This window comes from Chitinophaga sp. Ak27, from assembly GCF_012726295.1.
GTDB lineage: Bacteria > Bacteroidota > Bacteroidia > Chitinophagales > Chitinophagaceae > Chitinophaga.
Window position 1 is genome coordinate 377,302 of record NZ_JABAOB010000007.1, and the last position, 22,540, is coordinate 399,841.

Genomic DNA, 22,540 nt, shown 5'->3' on the forward strand with positions numbered 1-22,540 from the left:
AGGTATGTTAAAACTTGTATTCCTGGAGTGGAAGGGAAAACCTGTTCCCACCGGCAAACTGCTGCTAACTATGAAATTGACAGTCTTTCTTTTTTTAATCTGCCTGCAGGTACAAGCCATTTGTTCCGCACAGGAAAGCATTACCCTGCAGGTAAAAGAAACCAGTATCAGGCAACTGCTGAAAACACTGGAACATCAAACCGCCTACCGGTTTGTGTTTCACGATAAAACACTGCCCGCCGACAGAAAGGTCACCGTTTATGCCAAAGAGGCTACCCTGGATGCAGTAATGGCCCAGGCCCTCACTGGTACCGGATTAGCGTACCGGCTTAAAGAAGATGGACTGGTAGTGATTTACGCCGATGCAACCGCTAAAGCGGCAGTAAACATTGCTATCCATGGAACCGTGCGGGGAACGGATAATCTTCCCCTTCCCGGTGTTACGGTAAGAGCAGCCGGCACCACCATCGGTACCCTCACCCATACCGACGGTACCTATACCCTGAATATACCCGACAACGCTAAATCGCTACAGTTCTCGCTGGTAGGCTATGTAAGTCAACAGGTAGATATTGACCAGCGATCCGAAATAAATGTGAAGCTCATTGAAGATATCAAAACCCTGAACGCAGTAACGGTTACCGGCTACACGAATTATACCCGGGATAAATCGACCGCCGCCTCCGGTGTGGTGGGCGCCGATAAAATTACCCAGGTACCTATGGCCAGCTTCGACCAGATCCTGCAGGGACGCGTACCCGGCATGGTAGTATCTGCAGGCTCCGGTCAGCCAGGCGCCAGCGCTAAAGTAACCATCAGGGGGGTAGGCACCATCAATGGCAGTTCCGCTGCCCTCTATGTAATGGATGGTATCCCCATTGAATCCGGCCAATTCCAGGGCATTAACCCCGAAGATATTGCCTCCGTTACGGTACTGAAAGATGCTTCTGCCAAAGCCCTGTATGGCTCCCGCGGCTCCAACGGCGTGATTGTGATCACTACCAAAAAAGGACAATCCGGTAAAGTGGGTATTGCCTATAAGTCGCAATACGGTTTTTCCAACATGACCACCCCCAAATACCAGATGATGAACTCGGCCGAAGTCCTGCAGTTCCAGGAAGAAGTCGGCCTGGAAACTGGTGAAAGTAATGGTCCCGGCTGGGATTATTCTCCCAAAAATCCTGACTATGCTACCAAAACCCCACAGGAACAGCAGCAGGCCAACCACATCCTCGATAGCCTCAGAGGAATGAACACTAACTGGAGGAAAATATTCCTGCAAACAGGTAAGTTCCAGGAACATCAGTTAAGCGCCAGCGGCGGCAATGATAACGTGAGATTTTATAGCTCCGTAAATTATTTCGATCAGCAGGGTATCGCCCGGCGGTCGGGGCTCAGACGCTATAGCCTGAAGAATAACGTAGACTTTAATGCCGGCAGATTAACTGCCAACATTAACATCGGCCTCGCCTACTCCGAATCCTCCTTTATACGGCGGGAAGGCTCCAGCAACGGCGATAATACCTTGTCGGCCGTATACTATGCCATGCCCTACGAATATCCATACGCACCCGACGGCACGCTCATGACCCGCTATAACCGCGACAAATACCCCACGCTGGATCCCCGCGAAGGCAGCCGTGCATTGGAAGCCATGTTGAATACCTCCAGCAAAGAAAACCAGCTGAAAAGTATTATCGGTACATCGCTGAACTACCAACTTACAAAAGGACTGGTGGCGAAAACACGACTGGGACTGGACTTCAGGGAAACCGTTGCTGAACAATATGTAAACCCCGATTCTTACTCAGGTTATAAAATAGACAATGGTTCCAAAGGCAGCTTCGGCGAAGGCACTACCCGTAACTTCACCCTGGTAAGTACTTCAGGGCTTACCTGGTCGAAAATAATTAACAGGATGCACGACTTTGAAGTGTCCGGTTACTTCGAGTTCACAAAAAATAACTACCGTTCTTTCGACTATACCGGTTACGACCTCGATGGCCGCCTGCCGGCTACACCTGCTGCCATTACTCCTGGTTCGCCCTACACGCCGTTGTTGCATGGCGGTCGTACGCAAAGTGCGTTGGCATCTTATATCGCAGTAGGCCGTTATACCTTCAACGAAAAATATACGCTCAATGCCAGCTACCGGCGTGATGGCGCTTCCACCGTGCCTATCAACAACCGCTGGCATGGTTTCTATTCCGTTGGCTTGGGCTGGGAAGTGAAGAAGGAAAATTTCCTGGCAGACAACAACTTTATCAATAACCTGCGCTTCCGCGCCAGCTACGGTACTTCTGCGAATCCATTTTCCGGGCTCGGACCATTCGCCTATTTCCGTACCTATAAAACAGACCAGTATGGCGGTATCCCCGCTATTATCCCTGCGCAACCCGGTAACCCGGCCTACGACTGGGAGTATGCCAAAGAACTTAACATCGGCTTCGACCTCGGGGTATGGAATAACCGCATCCGCCTCGTTACCGACGTATATAATAAAGTAACCAACAACCTGTTTGTAGATCAACCAATGTCCATCACTTCCGGCTTCTACAGCATGTTCCTGAACTCAGGCGCTATGCGCAACAGGGGGATAGAAATGGATATCCAGGGAGATGTGATCCGCCGTAAAGATTTTACTTGGAGTGTAGGCGTCAACTTTGCCTATAATAAAAACGTGATCACCGACCTGGGCGGCGCAGGTGAATTTACCCAGGGCCTTTCCCAGATTGTAAGAGTAGGATTACCCTACGGTTCCCACTACGCGCCTAAATGGGCCGGCGTAGATCCGGAAACAGGTGATCCACAATACTACGACCGTGAGGGTAAAAAAACTTCCAACTACAACGAAACAGCACTGAGCGTCGCAGAGTTTGGTACCTATATTCCTCCCTTCACCGGTGGCTTTAATACATCGCTCAATTGGAAAGGGCTTTATGCTAACGCCCTGTTTACGTTCGCTGATAAAGCCATGCGTTACCTGAACGAAGATTACTACAACGAGAATCCTTCTTTTGCCAGCAGCAACCAATCGAAGCGTATGCTGTACGACCGCTGGAAAAAGCCCGGCGATCATGCCGTGCTGCCCAGGATCACTGCCGCGAGAAATTACTCTTCAAAAGATATCCAGGATGCTTCTTATATCCGTTTAAGGAATGTGAATATCGGGTATAACTTCCCCAAACAACTATTGACGCACTTAAAATTCGTGCAGGGTATACAGGTATTTGCACAGGCACAGAACCTTTATACCTGGACCAAATGGAAAAGCTTTGATCCGGAAAATAATAATGGGGAAGGCATGTTTGACTATCCCAGTGCACGGACCTACACTTTTGGCCTGAATGTTAATTTCTAAAATCAGCAATTATGATGTTTCGTCATTTAAAATATATCGCATTACTGCTGCCGTTCATTTTGTTTTCTTGTAACAAGCAGCTGGACCTGCAACCTACCGACTCCATTATTGATCCGGAACGGACTTTTCGCAATGTGGCCGACCTGAACGGCGGGCTGCTGGGCGCTTATACACAGCTTACGTACAATACGATCTACAGCGTTTCGCTGGTTACAGATGAATGTATGTTGCCCAATGAAAACAACCTGGGTAGGGGCGTTGCCACTTACCGCTGGCAAATAGATCCGGGCACCACCACTATTACCGGTTCTTTTGGTGAATATTACATCACGCTGGATCGTGTAAACCGGGTGCTGGCTGCTATTAACCGCGTACCCGCCAAAGGAGATGATATTGCCCTGAAAGATAAATACCGCGGCGAGGGACTGGCGTTGCGCGCCTATTGCCATTTCCAGCTATTGCAGAGTTATGCAGAAGCATACGACCCCGCTGCCATGGGCGTACCCCTGATGGATACGGCGATCAACAGTTTTCCTGCCCGTAATACCTTTGGAGAAGTGATGGCAGGTATAGAAAAAGACCTGCAGCTGGCCAGTACCCTGATTCCTGCCGATGCAGACGATAATACAAGAATTACCCGTACCGGAGTTGCTGCCATCCGTGCGCGTGTAGCACTGTACCAGAAAAAATGGGACGATGCCATTACTTATGCTACGGAAGCTATTGATGCCTTGCCATTGGCTACTGCCAGCGAATTCCCTGGCATCTGGAAAGATACCAAATCTGCTGAGGTGATCTGGAAACTGAAACAGGTGGCCGGCGCCGATGACCCCGTAGGAGCTGTCTACTACGATGGCGACATCGTGTATTATGCACCTTCCTTTGAACTGATTAACCTGTTTGATAAGAACAATGACGTGCGCTATCCTGCTTACATCCTGTATGATGATACCCGCGGTGATGGCACCTCAAAGTATATCGTGAACAAGTATTTCGGCCCGGCTGGTAATCCTGGTCTCGCCGATATCAAGTTGTTCAGAACCGGGGAAATGTACCTGATCCGCGCCGAAGCACTGGCGGAAAAAAATAAAGTGACCGAGGGCGCCGCAGATCTCAACGCGCTGCGGACCGCGCGTATCAATGGTTACACGCCGGAAGCGTTTGCCGGTAAAGATGCCCTGATCAACGCTATTTATACCGAACGTTTCAAAGAACTGGCCTTCGAGGGACAACGATTGTTTGACCTCAGAAGAAGGAATCTTCCTGTAACCAGGACCCCGGAAGACGCTGTCAATGCCCAAGGCAAAGTATTGCTGAAACCCGGCGACAAAGGATATATTTTCCCTATTCCCGACGCAGAAACCAAAGCCAACAAAAACATGAAACAAAACCCAGGCTACTAATCTCCCGGGTTTACGGTAAAACCATAACAACGATCAGATGAAAATAAATCAGCTCTTTTCCCCGCTTATAACGGCAACGGCTATCTGTTTTTCCGCCTGCTATCAATCTGCACCCCAAACGCCGGTGATTCCCGGGCGCCCGGCTTCCATTGGTTTCATAGGCGATACAGCCGATGTTGCTGCACCTGTGAAAGGTGGAGTGGTGTTAATTGGTGGCGGAGGTAATGTAGATGGCGCTTTTCAATGGATGCTATCACGCAGTGGCGGCGGAGATGTAGTGGTGCTCACCGCTTCCGGCAACGGCGGTTATAACGCAGATATCGATTCGCTGGGCAAGGTAAACTCAGTGGAAACCCTGAACATTACCAGTCGGGAGCTGGCCAACAACGACACGGTGGCGTACATTATCCGCCATGCAGAGATGTTGTTTATTGCCGGAGGAGATCAGTCGAGGTATATGCAGCAATGGAGAGGTACCAAAGTAGACGCAGCCATTAATTACCTGTTGCAGGAAAAGAAAGTGCCGGTAGGCGGTACCAGCGCCGGCTGCGCTATATTGAGCGGTTGGTATTACAGTGGAGAAGGTGGCAGCGCAGTATCCGACTCGGTACTCGCCAACCCATATGATTCACTCGTAAAGCTTTATAATAACGACTTCCTGCATGCGCCCTACCTGCAACAGGTAATCAGCGATCAGCATTACCTGAAACGTCATCGGGAGGGCAGGCATGTTACCTTTATGAGCCGTATTATAAAAGACAATGCGGTTTTCCCACGCGGTATCGCCCCCGACGAGAAAACGGCGGTGTGCATTGACGAAAATGGGATGGCCACGGTATATGGCGTAAGTAAAGCCTGTTTTATTATGACAGATAGTCTTAAAAAACCAGAACTTTGCGAGAACAGTCAGCCACTGGAATGGAACCACGCCGGGCAGGCATTGAAAGTGTACGAAATTCCTGCTTCCGCCAATGGCAACGGCAGCTTTTCCGTGGCCGACTTCGACCCTGCTAAAGCCAGCGGCGGTAGCTGGTATTGGTGGTGGGTGGAAAAGGGGCAATTGAAGAAAAAAGCAATTTGATGATTCCTAATAAAGTTTGATATGAAAGTACGGTTTAGTTATTTGTTTTTCTTGTTATCCTTGATATCGTTTTTAACACCGGCTATGGCACAGGAAAAAACGCCTTCTTATGTATTGGTGATCCATGGAGGAGCTGGTACTATCCTGAAAAAGAATATGACACCGGAGAAAGAAGCTGCTTATAAAGCTTCCCTGAAGAAGGCACTGGAAACGGGCTACCGGGTGCTGCAATCAGGAGCCAGCAGTCTCGATGCAGTGGAGGCTACGGTGAAAATACTGGAAGACGACTCCCTCTTTAATGCCGGCAAAGGTGCTGTATTTACGCACGATGGCCGCAATGAGCTGGACGCTGCTATCATGAACGGTAAAACTAAAGCTGCCGGTGCAGTAGCGGGCGTTACCACCGTTCGCAATCCCATCACTGCTGCCCGAGCGGTAATGGAAAAGTCTGAACACGTGATGCTGGTAGGTCCTGGCGCCGATAAGTTTGCCAAAGAAGCAGGGCTGGTTATCGTAGATCCTTCCTACTTCAGAACAACATCACGCTGGAACGACCTGCAAAGGGCGTTGAAAGATGACTCTATCGCAGCACTTAAAACGCATGTATCTAATCAGTCCGGCAAACTGGGCATTAAGAACAGGGATTATAAGTTCGGTACTGTAGGCGCAGTGGCCCTGGATAAACAAGGTAACCTGGCAGCTGCGACTTCTACCGGAGGTATGACCGATAAGAAATTCGGCCGCATTGGGGACTCGCCGGTTATTGGCGCGGGTACGTATGCCAACAACGAAACTGCGGCCATCTCCTGTACCGGCTGGGGTGAATTTTATATCCGGAATGTGGTAGCATACGATTTATCTGCTCTGATGGAGTATAAAGGATATACGGTGCAACAGGCGGGTAAAACAGTGATCAAAAAAGTAGGCGATATGGGTGGCGATGGCGGCCTGATTGCGCTCGATAAAAATGGTAATATGACCATGTCTTTTAATACAGAAGGCATGTATCGTGGTAGTGTTACCAAAGACGGTAAAATAGAAGTCTTTATCTATAAAGACTAATAAATAATAAACGGATGCAGGCAACACTACTTGCCTGTATCCGTTTATATCTTATCATTTCATGGGGCCTTTCTCGGCATCATCTTCTTCCGGAAAAGTAGGATTGATATCTTCATCAGTAATATGCTCTTCTTCCAATAAATCATCTATCTGTTCATCTTCCAATTCTTCCTCCTCCAGCTCTTCCGAACGGTCGGCGGATGATCGCGATTGCTCGTCCTGGTTGCCTTTGGGCGGTACGGGCTGCTGCTGATTCAGCACCACGTCATCCGGTTGCAGGTCATTGTCCCGCAATGGTCCAGGTGTTTCAGGTATTTTTTGCATAACGTTTTTTATAGGATCAGCTCCAAACACTGCACCATGTAGAAGTGGTTGACTTACAATTCATAGTGATTTTACAGGTGCGTAAAGAAATACACAATAGCGGCGATTTATTTCACCAGGTGCTTTAATACTTCCTCTTTGCGTTGACGGGAAACAGGTACCAGGCTGCCATCTTCCATAGAAATGGCGCCTCCTTCTGTTTTGATCCAGGCAGTTATTTTGTGGCTGTTAACGAGGTGGGATTGATGAGTACGGATAAAATGACTGTTGCTCAGCAGGTCGGCATACTCCTTCAATGTTTTACAGACAATTAATTTTTTTTGCCCGGCGATATATACATGCGTATAGTTGCCGTCTGCTTCCAGCCGTATGATCTCAGTAGGTAAAGCAAAAATAATTTTGTCGGCCAGAGGGAATGCAATGCGGCTTTCCGCAGGAGATTTGCTCATGTTGGCAACTAGCTCGCGTAGACGGCTGTTTTCTTTTTGGGGAATAATTTGTGCCACTGCTTTTTCTACTGCTGCTGATAATTCCAGCACATCAACCGGCTTCAGCACATAATCAATGGCACAGGCTTTTACAGCAGCAATGCCGTATTGATCGTAGGCGGTTACAAATATGACTTCAAAGTTCCTGTTGGCTGGCAATGATTGTAGTAACTGGAATCCGGATCCTCCGGGCATTTCAATATCGAGGAACAGCAGATGAGGCTCCAGTTGACGGATCAGTTTCAAAGCGCTGGCGGCATCTTCAGCTTCCGCCACAATTTCAATGGCCGGGCAATATTCACTGAGTAGCACCCGCAGGTTTTCGCGGCTTTTACTTTCATCGTCTATAATGATACTCTTTATTTTCATGCCGGTTCAATTGGAATGATTAATAGTGCCGTAGTGCCGGTGCCGTTGCTGAATTGGAGACTGCCGGTATGTGTAGTAAACAGTTGCAGCCGTTCTTTTACCAGTTTGAGCCCTATGCCGTTATGTTGTGCAGTATCCGCAGGAGCGGTGGTGAAACCGTTTCCGTTATCGTATATACTGATACGTAAGACGCTATCTTGCCTGGTCGTTTTAATTTGAAGAATTCCGGCGGCGCCCTTGGCGGCAATACCATGTACAATCGCGTTTTCTACCAGTGGCTGGATAATCATGCCGGGTATCGATAGCAGGTCTGGCTCAATATCAGGATCTACCGTCATCTCAAAGTTAAAGTTAAACCGGAGCTGTTCCAGTTCGCAATATAGTTGTATCGTAGCCAATTCATCAGACAGGGGCAAAGTATTTTTTTCGGCATTATGCAATACACTTCTTAATAGTTGAGAAAACTTTACCAGGTAGCTGTTGGCCGCTTTAAATTGCCCGGTATTGATCAGCGATTGAATGGAGTTGAGCGCATTGAAGATAAAATGTGGATTCATCTGGGAGCGGATCGCTTTTATTTCCAGGTCGCGGATAGTCGCTTTCAGGGCAGCGCCTTGTTGAAGCCTGCGTATGCGGATCCTGTAAAAACAGGCGCCCGCTAAAGCAGTGAGCAGGATAGAGCCTAAGCTCCATCCTGCAACGTTCAAAAAACTTGCTTTTTGCGCGGCGGAAAAACGGGGAATTTTTTCTGCCGCTTTAAAAGCTTCTTCCAGTTCATGCCAGCTGTTATAACTGCTGTGAACGTGATCGTCGGCAATGCGCCCCCATTTATCCAACACCACAAAATTATTGTTGCCTATTTTGGCTAAGCCATAAGCAGCATAGTTTTGATCGCCTTTGTTAGCTATTTCAATGCTGGTTACATGAGCCAGCGTGCGAAACAGGCTATCCCTTCTTTGTGGCGCCGTAGTATGCGGTTCTTGCATCCAGAGGTAAATGAAATGCACTTCAGGATGCCTTTTCAAGAAGGAAAGAAAAGCGGTGTCCTGGATCGGGCTGCCATGGTCGAATAACAAGCAGGTAATTTTGTCTTGAGAAAGTTGTAATGTGGTATACCCGCCATTGGGCAACGGTAATCTGCTGAAAGGTAAATTATTTCCGGGCGCCCACTGATCCATCAACTGCCAGTTTTTTACCACCGGTGCTGTTAGTATACTGTCGCCACAGTTTTGTATAAAATCCTGGTAATAAGGTTTAAGTCTTTGATTTTCTGTCCAGCTTTTCTGCATCAGCTCCTTATTGATACTACTGGCAAGTCTGTAATAAAGCGGGTAACCTTTCAATATGGAGACGGCTGAGAAAAAGTCGTCGTAAAAATTGTTGAACAGGGCCTTGCCGCCGCTGGCGTAGCTGATATGCGCCGTTTGGTATTGCAGGAGCTGTTCTATATAAATTTTATAAAAATTATTTTGTGGGTACGGACAAAGGGCTACCGGCAAGGTATCCATAGTAGTGGTAACAGAAATTGGGATCTGCTGGAACGAAGCCAGGGCACGGTCGGCCTGGTAGCCGCGTACATTCAGGAACAGCAGTTGTTCGCCGGCGATGTAGTATTTCCAGGCAGTTTGGTAGTAGTCCACGCATACCGGCGATGCTTTGTCCCGGTACTGCTGAAGTAGTGCATTAAATTTATCGGTGGCTATTTGTTGTATATCCATGCACTCCTGGATATTGGTCATCATCTGGATAGGCTTTACCTGGTCGCGGTAGTAGTAGAGTCCATTCACTGCTTCAGACAGCCGGGTATTAACAGCGGCATTGCCATTCAGCGTCATAGCACCGGTTTTATCGAAGGCTATGGCCAGGGTATCGCCCGGTGTCAGGAAAATGTGGACGTTGCGGTTGTCCAGGAGTAACATCCCTTCCTGCGGGGCTTTCAGCAATAAAGGGCAAAGGAACTCGCCATTGGCTTTTACCGGAATGGTATAGGTGCTATCTGGTAGTTGTAGGGTCAATGCTTTAGAACTAGTTTCAATACTGCCTTTTACCAGGGTATTACCACCCGGGACGTAAGATGCCCCCACCAATAGCTGTGAATACCCACCTTTACTCACCGGTGTAAACAGCGGCGGCAGTTTTTCCCGGGTACGTAATGCCATTATATGTTGAATATTTTCCTGCACGTCCACTATACTGATAGCAGGGGTGGTTATGAGCATGCTGCTGGCAGCGTTGGTGGCAGGACCATAATTGGTCATCGTAATGGTGACTGGTTGGAGGAGGGAATCTTCCAACAGCGATACGGTTTTCCCTTCAGGGGTAATCTCCAGTGTAAACACATCTTTAGGCGGTTTTTGCGAGAGCCCTTGTATGTAGGAAGGGTAGTAACTGTCGTATCCCATCCAGCCGGTGGGTAAATAGCGGTTGCCGTTTTGCGAGAGATCCGGTTGGGCGAAATTGGCTACTCTTTCCAGGGAAATTCGGTACTGTTGGTGGCCGTTGGCTAATTGGTGTAGCAGAAGGTATCTCAAGGTGTAACGCCGGCTGCATAGGAAAGAGGTGGTTCCTTTGGCGGGCCCGAACCCTTCGGGAAGATAGGGAGAAGGAAGTATGGGGAAGGGACCGTCTTTAGGTCCAAATGTTACCTGCATCTCAAACCAGTCACCAGGCTGCAATGCCAGGTAACCTGGTGGTTTTGCTGCCGCTGTCAGTAAAGGGATACAAAGCAATAGCAATAGATAATAAGTCCTTTTCATGATACTATAGGTTTATAATGCCAAAGCTATCGGTATCAGTACACGCTATTTTTGCCCATTGAGCAAATGGTAAATCTGGCTGAATATCCGGTGAATATATAACCTAAACAGGTCTTTTGATAATTTTTATACATTTGATACCTATGAACCAGCAACTAGTCGCATCCATTAAGTATTTGATCCGCTTATCGGAAGAGGAGGAACAAATGTTACCTGATTTCGTTAAACGGGTGACGCTGAAGAAAAATGAATACTTCCTGCAGGAAGGGAAGGTAGCAACCCGCGTGGCTTTCGTAGAACAGGGGCTGCTCAGGTATTTAACGAACCATAACGGGGAAGAGGTAACCTTGTATTTTTCCTGCGAAAATGAGTGGGTGGGGCTTCACGAAAGTATGCTCACCCGTACGGCCTCTACCAAAAGTATTATTGCGGTGGAGCCCACTGTCTTGTGGACCATTTCCGCGGAAGATTTGCAGCGCTTGTACGACACTTTCCGGGAAGGTGACCGCATGGGACGGCTCATTATAGAAGACGTATTTATCAGGTCGGCGAAACAAATTACTTCCCTCTATACGGGAACACCGGAGCAACGGTACCACGAGTTTTTTGAAATGTTTCAGGGCATACAACATCGTATTCCACAGTATATGATTGCGTCTTATATAGGTGTAAAACCACAATCGCTTAGCCGGATCCGGAAAAGAATGGCAAAAGGAATTAATTAACCTGGGTGCACGAAATCCTTGTCTGCCTGACGGAAATTTGTGTTATAAAACTATTGGCTATGACACGTTCAAATTTCTTTAAGTATCTCACTATCTGTTCCGGGTTAATATTGGTATATATTGGTTTAAAATTCCTGATACAGCCGGAAGCAGGGGAGATTGGGTTCGGCTTGCATTTCCAGGAAAATGGAGATTACTCATTTCATTACATCAAAGGTATCCGCGATTTGTTTACCGGTATGGTCATCGTATTACTGGCGGCTATGAATGAAAGAAAAGCCCTGGTAGTGGTGCTGTTGATGGGTGTCATGGTTCCTTTTACAGACATGACGCTGGTATTACAGGCTACGCATGGCAACGTGATGACGGCCATGCCGCATATTATTGCCATTATTTTAATTGCTATTACTGCGGCCGGAACCTGGTTTTCCGGCCGTAAGGCAATCCTGCCGGCTTAGTTATTCGTATACCACCTGGCTTTTCCGGAAAATATCTCCCCAGGTTTTGATAAAGGATGGCAACAGGTAAGACTCCTTTCTCGCAATAAATACTACATGAAATGCTTCTGGTCCCTGCATGACGTAATATAACTGCGATTGGGGCGTTTGTACTGCAGATACCGGGCTTTCTACTTTAAATAATGCCCAGCGGCGTTTGGGAAGATTTTCTTTCGCCAGTAAAGTCACGGTAGCATTGGGCGATTGCTGCAGGGCAGCCCCCGTAAAGCTTTTAATGGCCTGGTCAATATTAGCTACCTGGCCCTGTTCCATCGTCATTTCATTCAGCAGCTGGGTCCAGTTATCCGGAGTTTCGTTTTCCGGTAGCAACTGGCGCGTAGCCAGGTTATCCACATCGGTATCTACAATGGTCTTCCATTTTTCTGTGGCTGGGAAAGCGATTTTCAGGCGTTCTTTCCGGCTGGCCTTACCTGTTTTGAATGAGGCGCCCACCTGGTGAAATAATGGCCGGAAACCGGCTGAAAATGGCAATAAGGTAGATGCCGTCAGCAGGTATACCTTGTTGTTGGTATAAGACACGAAAATGCTGGCGAAGAAGGTATCTGGAATATTGGGTTCCTGGTGTATTTCATCCATCCGGAACAGCCTTTTCCCCTTATTGACGATAGTGCTGGAATCTACCAGCTTAAAATAGGGGTTGTGACGGGTATAATTCAGCAGTTTCTTTACTTCCGCATACAGGTTGGACCTGGGCGCATCAATAATAGTTACATTAAATTTTTCTGGCATGCGATGGGTGCTGTCGGCAGATATCCGCCCTGCCAGAAGTTTTACAGGCGACGATTTAGGCGCCTGCATCACCTCCCACCCGGCAGGAATACCCACTGAAAAGTTATGTACCGTATCGCGATAGGAAGTCAATTCCTGTCCATACGAAATGAAGGGAAGCAGCAGAAAACAGTACCACAAAAAGTATTTCATCCCGGTTATTTGGCACAAATAAAACATAATATTTTAAATATTAAGTAGTGATGTGCTAAATACGGGCGTTCAAATGCTCCCCGGACCGGTATTCTAGGCTTTTGCAGCAGTATTGGCTGGCGGAATAGGTGATGGAGCCACTTTATCAGTACTGCGCATCAATGCAAATAAAATGACCATTAACGTAAGCAGTATGATAATCATCCATATCCAGGTGGTGTTGCTCTTCCTCTTGTGATGAATTTCTACGTGTGCCATATCAGTAACGTTTTGGTGTAACAATAGGTTGAACGATACAAAGTTCGTTATAATATGCCACAATCACCATACCAGAGGGATATAATATTGCTTTAATTTTAGGGCTAGATCAGGGTGCTGGCAGCTACCAGGAGCATACTGAGATAGTGTTCTTCTTTCAGTTCCCGGCGCAATACCTGTAGCGCCTTGCTCATATGTTTTTCCACTGTTTTTACAGAGATACCCATTTCCTGTGCAATCGCCTTGTAGCCCATATTACCGTAATAGCTGAGCATAAACACCTCTCTGCATTTCTGTGGCAGGATATTAATGCTGCGGGCAATTTTATTTTTCAGCTCATATTGTTCCAGGTGAACAGTTGGTGCCGCCTCCTGCTGATGAGCCTGGCGGATGAGCGCCTGGTGGTGGTTTTCTTTAAGCAGTTGGTTCCGCAGCTGGTTGGATACTTTATATTTTACGGCATTGTTAAGATAACCGACGATATTCACGGCTTCGGGTAATTCATCTCTCCGCGTATATAAACTGATAAATACTTCCTGGATAATATCTTTCACTTGTTCCCGGTCTTTTAATACACGGAACGCCTGGTTGCTGAGTACAATCACCAGCTCCCGGTACAGCAACTCAAACGCTTTTGTGTTGCCGTTCCTGGCTGCCTGCCATAAGTCATTGCAAGTATGATGATCAACCGGGTAGATAAGAATATAGTTTTGCGTGCAAAGATATTTACTGGGGCAGGGTTTGTATGTTAACTTATAGTGAACATTGCTCCAATGTTAACTAAATATGAATTCCGCTTTTTTGATGAAAATCAGATGGGGGTAAATAGCGGTTGAAGTGATAAGTATACAAACACCCATGCTGATGACGCCATCGCGCCTGCAATATTTACTGGAAAAATACCTGGATGGTACCGCTACTGATGCGGAACAGGCAGCGTATCACCAATGGTATGAACAACAGTCAAACCCGGACGGGCACTTGTTTACAGCCGAAGAAGCCGATGATATGTACCAGGTAATTGCTGCCGGTATAGGCGCCCGGAAGAAAGTGCATTACCTGCGCTGGATAACTGCCGCCGCTGCCGCTGTTGTTGTCATTGCCCTGGGTATGTGGTGGATATCAGGAATAACGTCATCGCCTATACGGCCTGTATTAGCAGAAAAAAAGCCATCCACACCAGATACCACCGTGGTACAAAACACGCTGGCCCAACCGCAGGCGCTCAATTTACCGGATGGTTCACAGGTAGTGCTGTATCCCAGTGCATCCATCCGCTACGCTACACCATTTGGCGCCAAAGACAGAACTATCTGGCTGCAAGGGAAAGGATTTTTTAATGTGGTTCGCAACGCGCCGCTGCCTTTTACCGTTATCAGCGAGGGCATAGCCACCACAGCATTGGGCACCTCCTTCACCATTTATTCCGCGCACCGGGAAGTGAAAGTACTGTTGCATACCGGTAAGGTAATGGTAAAGTCTATTACGCAAACACGCTACCTGCAACCGGGGCAACAGCTAAGCTGTAATATCACCACAGGTATTGCCCGTGTACAGCCGCAACCAGCCCGGTCAGTAGTGACACCGGTCATCGCCTTCGGGTCTCTGCAGGGCTTTACCGCCGCCTTCGATCAAACACCATTATCTGCCGTGTTGGATTCCATTGCCGCAGGATATCATATACAGATCAGCCACCAGCCACACGTCTTCGAGGATATTGCCTTTTCCGGAATGATCCGGGGCACCGACTCGCTGGCACAGGTACTGCATCGCATGGCCATGCTGCACGATTTAAAAATAATATCAACAAGTACTGGTTACCGGATAGAGAAAAAATAACTCACTAAATATTTGCGCTTTATGACACATCGCTACCTGCTAGTGAAGGGCGGAGCCTTGCCCTTTAAACACCTGCAGCACTACGCTAAATTTTTCTGCCTGTTGCTACTCCTGGCTTTTATCCACCTGGCGCCGGCCCAGGCCCAAAGAAAGGCGTGGATCAAAGGGCTGATTGAAGATGAAAAAGGACAGCCCGTTCCAGGCGCTTCTGTACAGATGAAAAGCGGCGCCGACAGCACCAAAAGCTTTGCCGTAACAGATGCCCGCGGCGTTTTTACTTTCGATAATGCACATCAGCAAGGACCATTTGTATTCACCATAGCCTATGTAGGATATGTAACCCAAACAATCGTCAAAAATAGCCTCGATCCACAAAAAGAACAATCTATTTATGTAGTGCTGAAGGAATCTTCTTCAGCACTCACGGAAGTAGTAGTGGTGGGATATGGTACACAGAAGAAGCTAAATCTCACAGGCGCCGTAGACCAGGTGGGCAAAGAAGTGTTTGAAAACAGGCCCATGACCAGTGCTACCCGTGGCTTACAGGGGGTATTACCCAACCTGAATATCCGCATGACAGATGGAAAGCCTATCCGGGGCGCTACCTATAATGTAAGGGGAACCACCTCCATTGGTGCCGGCGGAAGTGCCCTGGTACTGATCGATGGTGTACCCGGTGATCCTAACCTGCTCAATCCGAATGATATTGAGAGCGTGTCGGTACTGAAGGATGCCGCATCCGCCGCTATTTACGGCGCCCGGGGAAGTTTTGGCGTAGTGTTGATTACCACCAAAAGCCCGGCGAAAAATAATACCCAGCTCACCTATGCCAGCAACTATTCCCTGAACGACCGTACCATCAAACCTAAATTTGTTACTAACGGGTACGAATGGGCCAAAAATTTTGACGAAGCCTACTATGCATGGAATGACTATAAATCGCATCCGGCAAAAGCCAACAGTGTATTCCCTTTTTCGCTCGACTATCTCGACGAACTAAAACGCCGTAACGACGACCCATCCCTGCCTAAAACAGATATCGATCCCACCACCGGTAACTATGTATACTATGGTAATACCGATTGGTTCAAGGAACTGTATGCCGACAGAAACCCATCTACTGAACAAACGCTGACCGCATCCGGTGGTAATGCCAAGTCGGAGTACTACCTCTCCGGCAGGTACATGGCACAAAATGGTATTTTCCGTTACAACCCCGATAAATACAAAATGTATAACGTGCGGGCCAAAGGAGCAGTACGGCCATTCGACTGGCTGAAACTGGAAAATAATTTCGATTTCTCCCAGCGTACTTATTTCTTTCCTATCCTGAACCATCCCAGCAATACGCCCGTTTGGAGAAGGATTTCCGATGAGGCATTTCCTATTGCTATGCTGAAAAATCCTGATGGATCCCTCACGGAAAACGCCGCGATTGTATTTGGGAGTTTCTTAACTGGTAATAATTATTCTGATCAGACACAGTTGCTGCTGAGGAATACCTCCCGTTTTACCACTTCCTTCCTGCATGATAAACTGCATGTAAACGGCGACTTTACCTATGCTTATACATCCAGCGTAGAAACCCGTTTATATACACCCGTGCCTTACAGCAAGAAGCCAGGTGAAACCCTGGTGCGCGGCGAAAGCAAGATGAATGAAGAAAACGACAGAACGACTTACACCGGGTTAAACTTTTATGCCGACTATGAACAGCGGCTGGCAAAAAATACGTTTAAAATACTGGTGGGCTATAACTATGAAAACACCCTGTTCAAATCCAGGTATTTCCAGCGCGATGGGCTGATCAATGCCAGCATGCCCGATTTTTCGCTGATGAATGGATTGAACTATACCCTCACCGGCGGCGGCTATGAATGGAGAACATTGGGCGGTTTCTTTCGCTTAAACTACAATTACGATGAGCGTTACCTGTTGGAAGTGAATGGCCGTTACGACGGTTCATCCAAGTTCCCACAGTCCCAGCAATTCGGCTTTTTCCCTTCTGCTTCCGCAGGATGGAGGGTATCTAAAGAAAGATTCTGGCACATTGCGCCCAAAGCAGTGAGCGACCTTAAACTGAGAATGTCCTATGGCGCCCTGGGGAATGGTAACGTCAATCCTTACCAGTTTTTGCAAACCATGTCGGTGAGCAAGTTACCGATGTCTATCAATGGTATCCTTCCGGATTATACCCAACAACCCAACGTAATTCCGAATGGCCTCACCTGGGAAAAGTCTACCACCCTTAATGGCGGCGTAGATGCAGCTTTTCTGAACAGCCGGTTAAAAGTAACCTTCGATAAATATACCCGCTATACCACCAATATGTTTACTGCAGGACTACCGGTGCCGGCTGTATTTGGCGCCAGTGTACCTAAAGGAAACTATGCGGACCTGAAAACGAAAGGATGGGAATTGTCGGTGAACTGGGCCGATCAGTTTCAGGCTGGCGGCAAGCCATTGGCCTATAGCGTGGGCGTAGTATTGTCTGACTACCAGTCTTTCATTACCCGGTTTAATAATCCTACCAAGTTGATCAATACTTACTATGAAGGGATGCGCGTAGGCGATATGTGGGGATTTGTAAATGATGGCTACTTCCAGAGCGCCGACGAAATTGCGAAATATGACGTAAACCAGTCCTTCATCCGGGTATCCAATGCCAATACCCTGATGCCAGGCGATATCCGGTTCAAAGACCTTGATGGCAACAAAAAGATAGACCAGGGTACCGGCAGGCTGGATAATCCGGGCGATCAGGCCATTATCGGTAATTCAGAACCACGCTATGCTTTTGGTATCACCGGCAGTGCTAACTGGAATAATTTCTTCCTGAGCTTTTTCTTTCAGGGCATAGGTAAACGCGACTGGTGGCCTGGTACGGATGCCTCTCTTTTCTGGGGACAGTACAACCGTCCTTACAGCTGGATGCCCGAACAAATTATGGATAACCGCTGGTCGGAAACCAACCGTGATGCTTACTTCCCCCGGTTCAGAGGCTACACGGCGCTTAACTCCAATGCAGAGTTAACAGTACCACAATCCAGGTACGTACAAAATGTAGCGTATATCCGACTCAAAAACCTCACTGTTGGATACAACCTGCCACAGCAATGGATATCCAGGGTGAAGATGAAAAATGCACGCATCTTTTTTACCGGGCAAAACCTGTGGACATGGTCACCTATGTACCGTATCATGAAAACACTGGACCCGGAAGTAATTGAAGGTTCTGACCCTGAGCTGAACAACAACGCAGGTGGTATAGGCGCCGGTAACGGCATGGCCTATCCGATGTTGAAAACCTACACTGTAGGTCTGAGTGTAACTTTTTAATGATTAATGTTTACCAAGATGAAAAAGCATATTTATCTGTTGCTGGTACTGGCGGCAACCGCCTGTAAAAAGGACCTGAACCTGAAACCATTTGATAAGCTAAGTCCGGAGAATGCGTTTAATACGGAAGCAGACCTGCAGCTGTATGCCAACTCTTTCTACAAAATATTACCTGATGGAAATGCCATTATCAGGGGAGATGTGATGAGCGATTATATGGCTGGGAAAGACGTGAACGCATATATCCGTCCGGGCGCGTATTCTTCCACATCTTCTACCGGCTGGAGCTGGGGCGATCTGCGCAACATTAATTACTTCCTTGAGCATTACAATCAAGCCAATATTCCTACGGAAGCGAAGAATCATTTTGCCGGTATGGCGCGCTTCTTCCGGGCTATGTTCTACTTTGAAAAAGTAAAACGCTTCGGGGATGTGCCCTGGTATAGCAGAACCATGTCTATTAACGATCCTGATCTGTATAAAGGCCGCGATCCCCGCGTAAGCGTAATGGATAGCGTATTGGCCGACCTGGATTTTGCCTGTGCCAATATCCGCTCCAAAAAGGATAATACGGCCTCGCAGGTAACCAAATGGGTGGCATTGGCCTTTAAATCCCGGGTATGCCTGTTTGAAGGTACTTTCCGTAAATACCGCCCGGAGTTGAATCTGCCGGATGCCACCAGGTGGCTGCAAGCTTCGCTGAGTGCAGCAGATGAGCTGATCAATAGCGGACAGTATTCCCTGAATACCTCTGGAGATGCCACCATGAACTATCGAAGCCTGTTTATCAATGAAACACCAAATGCCAGCGAAATTATACTGGCCTATGTATGTAATAAAAGTCTGCGCGTGTTCAATGATGCCAACTGGTTCTTTACCAGCGCCACTTATGGTAACAGGATCAGTCTCACCAAAACATTTACAGATACTTACCTGAACATCGATGGCAGCCGCTTTACCGACAAGCCCGGCTTCGATAACCTGCCGTTCAATGAAGAAGTAAAGAACAGGGATTTGCGTTTGCAACAAACCATCCGCATGGGCAAATATAACCGCGATGGACAGATCGCGCCACCGGATTTTACGTATACCTATACCGGTTATCAACCACTAAAGTTTACCCTGGACGCCAAGGCGACCGATGGGGTAGCAGAAAACTATAATTCTATTCCCATCATCCGTTATGCGGAAGTTTTACTGAATAAGGCTGAGGCGAAAGCAGAACTGGAGGGCACCTTACAGGCGGCCGACTGGAACCAGACCATCAAACCATTGCGCGCCCGTGCCGGTCTGAGAAATACAGATCTGCCATTAACAGCGGATCCTTATCTCCGGGATAATTTTTACGGTAATTTAAACCCGGTATTACTGGAAATCCGCCGGGAGAGGGGTGTTGAGCTGATCCTGGAAGGTTTCCGCTTTTATGACCTCGTACGCTGGAACCTGGGCCAGCTGCTGGCCAAACCTTATGTAGGATTGTATGTGCCTGCTATGGATGTACTGATGGATCTGAATGAAGATGGTAAACCGGATGTTTCTTTTGTAAAGAAAACTCCTGCTACGAAAGTGCCGGGCGTATATTACTTCCTCATAGATGACGACCAAACCCGGCTGTCGGCCGGTGCCAGCGGTAATCTTATCTGGCTGGATAATATCGACAGAAAATGGGAAGATTATAAATACGTATATCCTATACCGTTAAACGATCTGACCTTGAACCCTGCATTATTACAAAACAAAGGATGGGAATAATAATGAAAAACATGAAACGATTAACTGGTTTATTACTCTTGCTGCTAATGAGTGGATATTCATTTGCGCAACGCGCTGATCATGTAGTGTTAATTACGATCGATGGCTTTCGCCCGGAGTTTTATACAGATCCTTCCTGGGGGATGGTCAACCTCCAAATGATGAAGGACAACGGCGTCTGGGCTGATGGGGTGAATAGTGTATTCCCTACCGTTACCTATCCCAATCATACTTCTTTAATCACGGGTGTAACGCCTGCCAGGCATGGTATTTATTACAATGCGCCATTTGAGCCTAAAGGAGCTACCGGTGTCTGGTACTTTTATTACGACAGTATCAAAGTGCCTACCCTGTTTGATGTTGTGCATAAAGCTGGTAAGCAGTCGGCTAACGTAATTTGGCCGGTATCGGTAGGCGCGCCTATCGATTACAACATTCCCGATGTGTGGGCCATAGGTGAAAAAGACCGGCGGGAGCTGATGGCCCGTGTGTGTAAGCCGCTTTCGTTGTGGCAGGAAGTGCAGGAACATGCTACAGGTAAACTGGGGCCAAAAGATTTCACCATGGAAGAGGGGGAGATGATTATGGATGAAAATGTAGCACGCATGTCGGCCTACCTTATCGCCACCTATAAGCCTGCTCTTACCACAGTGCACCTGGCCTGCACAGATCATTACGAACATGAGCAGGGCAGGGATGGATTTTTGGTGAGAAAGGCGATAGCCGGCGCCGACAGGGCGTTAGGCACTATTATAGAGGCATTGAAACGGGCCGGAATATACGAACGCACAGCCATTGTGGTAACCGGCGATCACGGCTTTGTGGATATCAATAAGACTTTTTCTCCCAATATCTTACTGGCAAAAAATGGTTTGTTAAATAATGCTGCCACAGGCGATTGGAAAGCGCAGTTCCATGTTTCCGGGGGGGCAGCTTTTCTTCATCTGAAAGAGGAGCGCGATGTGGCTACCAGTAATAAAGTACTGGACATCTTACAGAAGTTGCCTGCCGAACAACGTCAGTTGTTTAAAATAATCAGTCATTCGCAGGTGGAAGCGGCAGGGGCTGATCCTCATGCGGCTTTTGCATTGGCTGCTACGCCAGGCGTAACCATTGGTGGCGCTGCTGCAGGCAACCTGGTGAAAAGTGCTAAAGGGGGTACCCATGGTTATTTCCCGGATTTTAAGGAGATACAAACCGGCTTCGTTGCTTATGGCGCGGGGATCATTAAAGGTGGACATGTAAAAGAAATGAGCGTAATGGATGTAGCGCCGGTAGTGGCGCAACTGCTGGGGCTATTACTGGAAAAAACGGATGGTAAAGTACCGGCAGGTGTGCTGGAAAAATAATTTCGTTCTCGTAAAAAGGGATGGCATCCGCTGCAGATGCCATCCCTTTTTTGTTTATTCTACGTTGATGCTTGTTTCTCCATGTTCGGTATCCGGATAGTGCATATTGGTATTATACTGCAGGAGCAGTGCCAGCATATCTTCCGGTGCATCGGGGATAGTAGCCATCTGGAAATAGCCATTACGTATAATCATGCCCCGGCTGTTGCCATGGATAGCATATAAGCGACGGAAAGCCGGTATATCCCCGGGCGACAGGTGATATTGTGGCAGCATAGTGGAGGGTGCAGCTCCATGCTGTAGATTAACGCCAATAAAAATGAAGTTGGTGTCTTTGGCGAATCGTTGCGCAAGGGCGCAGAAGCTCCGGTAAGTGCGCATGCTGGCGGTATCTGACGGAGCATAGGTTTGAATCACCCACATCTTTTCGCCGGGAGCATTGGTAAGCAGGCGTCCTCCCTGGCTATTGTATAAAGTAAACGCTGGCGCCGGCTCGCCCTGGCGTACATTGTACCAGATACTGAACAAGGAATCGTATTTCATCCGCTGGCGTGCCGGTACTACCAACGCCAGGTCGGCTTTCACTTCTTTCAGTATGCTGTAGTCATCGTTAAGAGCGGTGCGCTCGGCAGCTACGCGTTGATAATAAGCCCATCTTACCCGATCGCTCTGTACATTGTAAAGCACATATTTCAGGCGCATGTCGCTGCTGTTGTCGAAGTTGGTGGCAGTTCCTGCCAGGTGGCGCATCTCAAAAAAGCCGTCCAGGTAGCTATTGATGATGCTGTCATTCCCTTGCCTGGCCAGCAGTGGATTGTCTGGATCCAGCTGCGGCAATAGTTTGATGGCAGCTTTGCTGGCAGTGGCGCTGTCCCGGGAGCCATCAGCAGCTATTTTGCGCATAGCGGTCAGCTGATTTTGTATACTTGTCCGTTGCGCGGTAGCAGATAGGCCCCATCCTGCAAGCAGCCATAATAGAAGACTATATTTCATGG

Annotated in this window: 17 protein-coding genes; 10 read left to right on the forward strand and 7 right to left on the reverse strand. The window is 47.9% G+C overall.

What is annotated here, in order from left to right; genetic code table 11:
* The first annotated feature begins 4 nt into the window (after positions 1-4).
* The 4 genes from HGH90_RS23685 (at position 5) to HGH90_RS23700 (ending at position 6,907) form a co-directional block, all read left to right on the forward strand.
* Positions 5-3,361: a SusC/RagA family TonB-linked outer membrane protein gene (locus HGH90_RS23685; protein ID WP_211172673.1), complete on the forward strand. Its 3,357-nt coding sequence runs from the start codon at positions 5-7 to the stop codon at positions 3,359-3,361.
* An 11-nt stretch (positions 3,362-3,372) separates the two neighbouring features.
* Complete coding sequence (locus tag HGH90_RS23690) at positions 3,373-4,764, forward strand: RagB/SusD family nutrient uptake outer membrane protein (protein WP_169192031.1); 1,392 nt, start codon at positions 3,373-3,375, stop codon at positions 4,762-4,764.
* Positions 4,765-4,801: 37 nt separating this feature from the next.
* Complete coding sequence (locus HGH90_RS23695) at positions 4,802-5,845, forward strand: cyanophycinase (RefSeq protein ID WP_169192032.1); 1,044 nt, start codon at positions 4,802-4,804, stop codon at positions 5,843-5,845.
* A gap of 84 nt (positions 5,846-5,929) precedes the next feature.
* Positions 5,930-6,907: an isoaspartyl peptidase/L-asparaginase family protein gene (locus HGH90_RS23700; protein ID WP_247679990.1), complete on the forward strand. Its 978-nt coding sequence runs from the start codon at positions 5,930-5,932 to the stop codon at positions 6,905-6,907.
* A gap of 54 nt (positions 6,908-6,961) precedes the next feature.
* On the opposite strand, the gene HGH90_RS23705 is transcribed toward HGH90_RS23700, so the two are convergent.
* From HGH90_RS23705 to HGH90_RS23715, 3 genes are all read right to left on the reverse strand, one after another.
* Positions 6,962-7,231 carry a hypothetical protein gene (locus tag HGH90_RS23705; RefSeq protein WP_168766213.1) on the reverse strand — a complete coding sequence of 90 codons (270 nt, stop codon included), beginning with the start codon at positions 7,229-7,231 and terminating at the stop codon, positions 6,962-6,964.
* 107 nt (positions 7,232-7,338) lie between these two features.
* Positions 7,339-8,088: a LytR/AlgR family response regulator transcription factor gene (locus HGH90_RS23710; RefSeq protein ID WP_169192033.1), complete on the reverse strand. Its 750-nt coding sequence runs from the start codon at positions 8,086-8,088 to the stop codon at positions 7,339-7,341.
* Positions 8,085-10,844 carry a sensor histidine kinase gene (locus HGH90_RS23715; protein ID WP_168766215.1) on the reverse strand — a complete coding sequence of 920 codons (2,760 nt, stop codon included), beginning with the start codon at positions 10,842-10,844 and terminating at the stop codon, positions 8,085-8,087. Before HGH90_RS23715 ends, HGH90_RS23710 begins: the two co-directional genes overlap by 4 nt.
* A 143-nt stretch (positions 10,845-10,987) precedes the next feature.
* Here HGH90_RS23715 and HGH90_RS23720 point away from each other — a divergent pair, with 143 nt between their 5' ends.
* Together HGH90_RS23720 and HGH90_RS23725 are read left to right on the forward strand one after the other, a co-directional pair.
* A complete protein-coding gene (locus HGH90_RS23720; protein WP_168766216.1) occupies positions 10,988-11,569 on the forward strand; it encodes a Crp/Fnr family transcriptional regulator in 582 nt (193 codons plus the stop codon).
* A gap of 59 nt (positions 11,570-11,628) precedes the next feature.
* Positions 11,629-12,027, forward strand: a complete 399-nt coding sequence (locus tag HGH90_RS23725) for a DUF4267 domain-containing protein (protein WP_168766217.1) — start codon at positions 11,629-11,631, stop codon at positions 12,025-12,027.
* Here HGH90_RS23725 and HGH90_RS23730 read toward each other — a convergent pair whose 3' ends face one another.
* The 3 genes from HGH90_RS23730 to HGH90_RS23740 form a co-directional block, all read right to left on the reverse strand.
* Positions 12,028-13,008, reverse strand: coding sequence for a hypothetical protein (locus tag HGH90_RS23730; RefSeq protein WP_168766218.1), 981 nt, complete (start codon positions 13,006-13,008; stop codon positions 12,028-12,030).
* Between the two features lie 93 nt (positions 13,009-13,101).
* Positions 13,102-13,266: a hypothetical protein gene (locus HGH90_RS23735; RefSeq protein WP_168766219.1), complete on the reverse strand. Its 165-nt coding sequence runs from the start codon at positions 13,264-13,266 to the stop codon at positions 13,102-13,104.
* Positions 13,267-13,370: 104 nt separating this feature from the next.
* A complete protein-coding gene (locus tag HGH90_RS23740; protein ID WP_168766220.1) occupies positions 13,371-13,889 on the reverse strand; it encodes an RNA polymerase sigma-70 factor in 519 nt (172 codons plus the stop codon).
* Positions 13,890-14,103: 214 nt separating this feature from the next.
* On the opposite strand from HGH90_RS23740, the gene HGH90_RS23745 reads away from it, so the two are divergent.
* The 4 genes from HGH90_RS23745 to HGH90_RS23760 are packed head-to-tail and all read left to right on the forward strand — an operon-like array spanning position 14,104 to position 21,545.
* Positions 14,104-15,105, forward strand: a complete 1,002-nt coding sequence (locus HGH90_RS23745; RefSeq protein WP_169192034.1) for a FecR family protein — start codon at positions 14,104-14,106, stop codon at positions 15,103-15,105.
* 21 nt (positions 15,106-15,126) lie between these two features.
* Complete coding sequence (locus HGH90_RS23750; protein WP_169192035.1) at positions 15,127-18,444, forward strand: SusC/RagA family TonB-linked outer membrane protein; 3,318 nt, start codon at positions 15,127-15,129, stop codon at positions 18,442-18,444.
* Between the two features lie 18 nt (positions 18,445-18,462).
* The gene (locus tag HGH90_RS23755) at positions 18,463-20,196 is read left to right on the forward strand and encodes a RagB/SusD family nutrient uptake outer membrane protein (RefSeq protein ID WP_168766223.1); all 1,734 of its coding nucleotides are present in this window, start codon (positions 18,463-18,465) and stop codon (positions 20,194-20,196) included.
* Between the two features lie 11 nt (positions 20,197-20,207).
* Positions 20,208-21,545, forward strand: coding sequence for an alkaline phosphatase family protein (locus HGH90_RS23760; protein ID WP_248277051.1), 1,338 nt, complete (start codon positions 20,208-20,210; stop codon positions 21,543-21,545).
* Positions 21,546-21,599: 54 nt separating this feature from the next.
* On the opposite strand, the gene HGH90_RS23765 is transcribed toward HGH90_RS23760, so the two are convergent.
* Entirely contained in the window at positions 21,600-22,538 is a 939-nt protein-coding gene (locus tag HGH90_RS23765) for a hypothetical protein (protein ID WP_168766225.1), read from the reverse strand.
* Positions 22,539-22,540: the final 2 nt, after the last annotated feature.